Annotated in this window: 8 protein-coding genes; 2 read left to right on the top strand and 6 right to left on the bottom strand. The window is 28.6% G+C overall.

All coding sequences use genetic code 11. The features are described from left to right. Nucleotides 1-121: 121 nt before the first annotated feature. The 6 genes from GBZ86_RS12680 to GBZ86_RS12655 all read right to left on the bottom strand — a co-directional run bounded on the left by GBZ86_RS12680 (nt 122) and on the right by GBZ86_RS12655 (nt 3,627). The gene (locus GBZ86_RS12680) at nt 122-415 is read right to left on the bottom strand and encodes a DNA polymerase family A protein (protein ID WP_152891204.1); all 294 of its coding nucleotides are present in this window, start codon (nt 413-415) and stop codon (nt 122-124) included. Between the two features lie 219 nt (nt 416-634). Further along, nucleotides 635-1,204, bottom strand: a complete 570-nt coding sequence (locus GBZ86_RS12675) for a hypothetical protein (RefSeq protein WP_152891203.1) — start codon at nt 1,202-1,204, stop codon at nt 635-637. A 5-nt stretch (nt 1,205-1,209) separates the two neighbouring features. After that, nucleotides 1,210-1,758 carry a DUF2815 family protein gene (locus tag GBZ86_RS12670; protein WP_152891202.1) on the bottom strand — a complete coding sequence of 183 codons (549 nt, stop codon included), beginning with the start codon at nt 1,756-1,758 and terminating at the stop codon, nt 1,210-1,212. 21 nt (nt 1,759-1,779) lie between these two features. Next, entirely contained in the window at nt 1,780-2,946 is a 1,167-nt protein-coding gene (locus tag GBZ86_RS12665) for a DUF2800 domain-containing protein (RefSeq protein ID WP_152891200.1), read from the bottom strand. Further along, nucleotides 2,946-3,272, bottom strand: a complete 327-nt coding sequence (locus GBZ86_RS12660) for an rRNA biogenesis protein rrp5 (protein WP_207707451.1) — start codon at nt 3,270-3,272, stop codon at nt 2,946-2,948. The genes GBZ86_RS12665 and GBZ86_RS12660 overlap by 1 nt, the downstream gene beginning before the upstream one ends. A gap of 115 nt (nt 3,273-3,387) precedes the next feature. After that, complete coding sequence (locus GBZ86_RS12655) at nt 3,388-3,627, bottom strand: helix-turn-helix transcriptional regulator (RefSeq protein WP_152891198.1); 240 nt, start codon at nt 3,625-3,627, stop codon at nt 3,388-3,390. 209 nt (nt 3,628-3,836) lie between these two features. Here GBZ86_RS12655 and GBZ86_RS12650 point away from each other — a divergent pair, with 209 nt between their 5' ends. Continuing rightward, entirely contained in the window at nt 3,837-4,274 is a 438-nt protein-coding gene (locus tag GBZ86_RS12650; protein WP_152891196.1) for a helix-turn-helix domain-containing protein, read from the top strand. 96 nt (nt 4,275-4,370) lie between these two features. Then, a complete protein-coding gene (locus GBZ86_RS12645) occupies nt 4,371-4,811 on the top strand; it encodes an ImmA/IrrE family metallo-endopeptidase (RefSeq protein ID WP_152891194.1) in 441 nt (146 codons plus the stop codon). Nucleotides 4,812-4,928: the final 117 nt, after the last annotated feature.

Below are 4,928 nucleotides of genomic sequence, written 5' to 3'. Positions count from 1 at the left end.
GTTTTTGGTAATTATATTAAAACAAAGGTTACCGGCTATTTTCACGTCTAAATTTTTGGTAATTTATAAACTTTTTTCTAATTAAAATTTGTCAATGGTATTTGAATCCAAAGATTAAACACTAGTGAAAAAGTATATTTAATAAATCATAATTTCCTTCTTTAAGTAAATTTCTAGCTAATTCTAAATCCTTTAATTTATTCTGTGGTAAGTTTTGTACTTGAACTAACCTTCCAGCCCATCTACCTGTTCTACTTGCTCCATAAAATTGAAGTAATCCTCTTATTCTGTTATCTTCACATATAGCTCTCTCCATAGCTTCATATTTCCTTACGGATGTTTTAGAAAGCTCCTGTCTAAGTTGTAACATTACTTTAACCTCTTCATCTTCAACTTCTTCTAATAAATTTTTCACTATTTCCTTAGTTAAAGTATCTACTTCTATACCTTTAGCCTTAAGCCACTTTTTTAACTGTGCTGTACTATTAGGATTCTGAATACCTATTAAACTTATAGCTTCTTTATTTAATTTTTTTTGGTACTCACTATCACAAATAAGTGCATTATCTATAAGAACTTTATCAACTAAAACACCTGTATCATTTATTTTTTGATCTAAACACCAGAGATTATATTACCAATTTATAATTGGATAAACATCTAAATATTTTCTAATTTCTCTTTCAACTTCTACATCTTTCATACAATAATTTTTAAATAAATTCCACTTATTCATATCATGTTTGGGAAGATTTCGCATTCTATTTCCATTAACCTTTGTTCCCTTACAAGGCATTGAAAAATATCTTATAAGAGCTTTACTTTCATTCATTTTCTGATGTTTTAAATTCAAGCACTTGGCTACACTTTCTAACCTTTGAGGTAATCCTAAGCTTAAAGCATGAACCGCTGTGCATCTCCATTGTTCTGGTGGCATTTTTTCATTTAAATATTTAGCTAAACATGTCCTTTCAAAATTAGCATTAAATGCTGTTTTTATAATTGATTTGTCTGTTAATGCTTCTCTTAATTTTATTGGGATACTTTCTCCACATTTAAAATCAATTATCTTAACTTCCTCATCATCAAAAGCATAAGCTAATAAAAGTATTTCAAAATCCTCTGATTCTGTGTAAGCATAAACCCCACATTTAGTGAGGTCCATACTTGAATAAGTTTCAATATCTATTGATAATATACTCATGCTAATTATCCTAAAATATCATCATCTTCTATAGCATCAAAATCATCTTGTGCTCTGCTTTTACCACCTAAAGATTCACCCTCTGAAAGCTTTTGAACATTTTGAAGACCACAACCAATTCCTCTGTTACCTGCTTGATTAAAAGGATAAAAGTTAATTGATACTCTTCCATAACATCCTGAATAAACTTCTGTAGAATCAATAACTTCATTTAATGCTACATCAACTACTCCAGGTTTTTGTTTTGAAGTTGCATTTATAAAGTAATGACTTTCATATTCTGACTGATCCGCTCTTTCTTCATCACCATCTCTAAGAGGAGTTTTAAGGTTAGCAGGAACTTTTCCTCCCCATAAACTCTTTCCAGATTCTTTTGCTGATTCAATAGCTCCTTTAACTTTATTTAAAGTATCTTTATCTGATTTTGGAATTAAAATGCATAATGAATATTTAGGCTCTTGACCCTCAACCATGGCTCTTGGTGTAAATAGATTTGCATAACTCATTCTTATCTTTCCTGTAATAACTTTAGTTCCCTCATTTTTTGCTCTCATAATTAAATACTCCCATTAAAATTAATTTTTAAAATCTACTTTTGCATTATTTATAGCATTTATTTCTGGCCTTTTATCTATTTCTAAAACTAATGTAGGTTTACCAATTGGCTTTATAATAAGCTCTCCTAATAGTTCATTAAACTTCTTTTTACCTACTACTTTTTCCAATGCTGTTATACTAAGCAAAGAACTTTTAGAAATTTTATCTTTTTCAAACTCAGCTTTTTTTAAAGTGTCTATAATCTTACCCTCATCTTTATATTTTCTATTACTTCTTCCCTCAACTAATTTAAAGCCACTCCATTTCTTTGAAGAAGTTTCTGCTTGATTTAAGGCATAATCATAAACATCACTGCACCATTTTTGTATATGGTCTACTGTGATTAAAATTTCACATACTTCATCATCTGTTAAAAGATTAGGCAATTTAAAATCATGTTTTAATACCTTTAAATTTTCAGTTGCTCTTGCTCTACAAACATATCTAGCTCTACAAAATCTACAATGTTCACCAGCACAAAACTTACCTTCACCCTTTATAGCCATATTAGCTCTAGGTTTAACGTACTCTTCTGCCCAGTTTAAAAGTTCACTTATAGTTAAATCATAAGTTGATATACTATCTAATCTTGGTTGTAATATTGTCATAGTAACTTTCTCTATATCATAAAGACATTCAAATTGATAAATAGCTCCTAAAGCATAAATCATCATTTGAGTATTCTCTTTAGCAGATACAGCTACACCCTTGTCATACTTTAAATCAACTATTTCTAAGGCATTATCTGAAATAACAACTAAATCTCCAGTTCCAAATCCTTCTGGAACCCATTTACTAAAATCAAGCTTTTGCTCTAATAAAATAACATCATCTTCCCCTTTTGATTTAGCATTATTAATCCTTTCAATACAGAAATCTACATACCCCTTAATATATTCATCCATTTCACTACAGTAATATTCACTTTCACATAACTTCTTTAACTGAATATTAAAATCTTCTTTAGTTATAATACCTAAATATAGTGAAAGATATAGTTCTGAAATATCATGAGCTAAAGTACCCTCTTCAGCAAATATGCTCTTTTCTTCTTCAAATTCTTGTTCTAAAATTGCACTTGGTGTACATGTAAGCCAACGTTTAGATCCAGCAGCTGAAAGAATAGCATGTGTTTTTTCACCCATTATATTTCCTCCGCTTCTTTTAACAACTGTTCATAATTTTCTTTAGAAACTTCTGTTAACTTGTTTGCACCAAACTTTTTAATTAATGCTTTCACTTCTGTTTGCTTACCTGATTTAGAAAGTGAAGCAATCTTTGCTCTAACTTCCTCTAAAGATATTTCTTTAATTTCTTTTTTAGGTTGCTCTATCTCTTCAGTAACTATCTTATCTACATTAATACTTTCCTTAAATGTAGCATTTCCTACATTAAGATTTTGTAATGCATCAGCTAATGCTAATATAGCTGCCATAAGTTCTGGTGATGTAATTTTAACGTTAATATCCATTCCTAATACCCCCATTAGTTTTTATTAAATTATCTAGACATACTTTTTAAATATTAAGTAATCTAGCAATTACCTAGTGTTATTCTCATTTTAAATACCATAGTTTTACTTTTATTTATAATGCTATAACAACATCATCATAAGCTGAAAATATATCCTCAATTTTTAACCCATAAGCATCAGCTATTGCTTTTCTACTAGCTAATCTTGGATATCTCTGTCCCTTCTCCCATACCCAATATACTTTCTGATGAGTTAAACACTTTTCTGCTGCTTCCTTTTGACTCCATCCTTGAATAACTCTAAGTACAGCTATTTTCTTATACCAAGGTAACCCAATCAATAATTTCTCCATTTTAACCCCTCCAAATTTAACGTTTTTATCGTTAATATTAGTATACATATTATTCCAAAAATGTACAAACGTTAAATAAACGTATTTATCCTTAAAGTTTGTATTTATTGTATTATTTTACGTTTTTCTCTTTAATTTCCTTGAAATTATTGACAACCTATCGTAATTAACGTTATATTTAACTTATAAGTATAAAAGAGGTGATATTAATGGTTTTGTCTAAAGAAGAATTAGGAAAGCTAGTAAAAGAAGCTAGAAATTTAAAAGCAAATAAACTAAGAAAAAAATATACTCAATCTATGTTAGCAAAAGATATAGGAAAGTCTCAAAGTTATATTGGAGATATAGAATCTGGTAGGACCTATCCTGCATTTAAAGTATTAAGCCAAATCGCTCAGGTATGTGATGTACCCTTTAGCTTTTTTGAAAATAAAGACTATTTTAAAATCGAAGAAAATAATCCTAAATCATATGAAGAAAATTTAAAGACAGAAAATAATTTAGATGTTAAAGATGCTATGGACTCAATCCTTTCTCAACATGGGCTTATGCTTAATGGTGAAATATTATCTGATGATAGTAAAATAGCCTTAAGTAATGCTATTAAACTAGGTCTTCAATATGCCGAACAAATGCAAAAAAAATAAAATACTCTTGATCTTAAGGAAACGCTAAGTAAACTAATAAAAGAATAAAATTTAATTGTAAATTATAAATACAAATTAAAGAAAGGCTGATGACTTATGATTAAAGAAGTAGTAGCTGACTTAGTTAATTCACATAAAACTAATGACCCATTAGAATTATGTGAATTACTAAATATAAAAATAATGATAAGTGATTTAGGAAATGAAATAAAAGGATTCTTTCAAAGAACCCCCAATGGGTTTAAAATTATTCACTTAAATTCTACATTAGATACTAAAGAATCTAAATATATACTCGCCCACGAACTAGGACATGCTATACTACATACCCATTTATCTATAGGATTATTTTTAGAAAACAATTTACTTATTAAAAATAAATATGAAAATGAAGCAGATAAATTTGCTGCTGAGCTTTTAATTGATGACCATATCATAAGAGATGTAGAATTTTCTGAATTGAATGTTGAGCAGATATGCAGCTCTTTAGAGATTCCTGTTAAACTTATGAAGTTGAAGTTTAATTTGGATATATAAAAAATTATAAATATTAAAGGCTAAGAGCAATGTAACTCCTAGCCTTTAAAAATTTTACTGTCTTTTTTATTATTTATTTATCCCGAATTATTCACCAAACTATTTTTTAGAAGATAA

Origin of the sequence: Clostridium tarantellae, from assembly GCF_009295725.1 — a bacterium.
In the GTDB taxonomy this organism is placed as follows: Bacteria; Bacillota; Clostridia; order Clostridiales; family Clostridiaceae; genus Sarcina; species Sarcina tarantellae.
The sequence above is the reverse complement of the archived record's forward strand: the minus strand, read 5'-3'. Positions and strand labels throughout refer to the sequence as shown.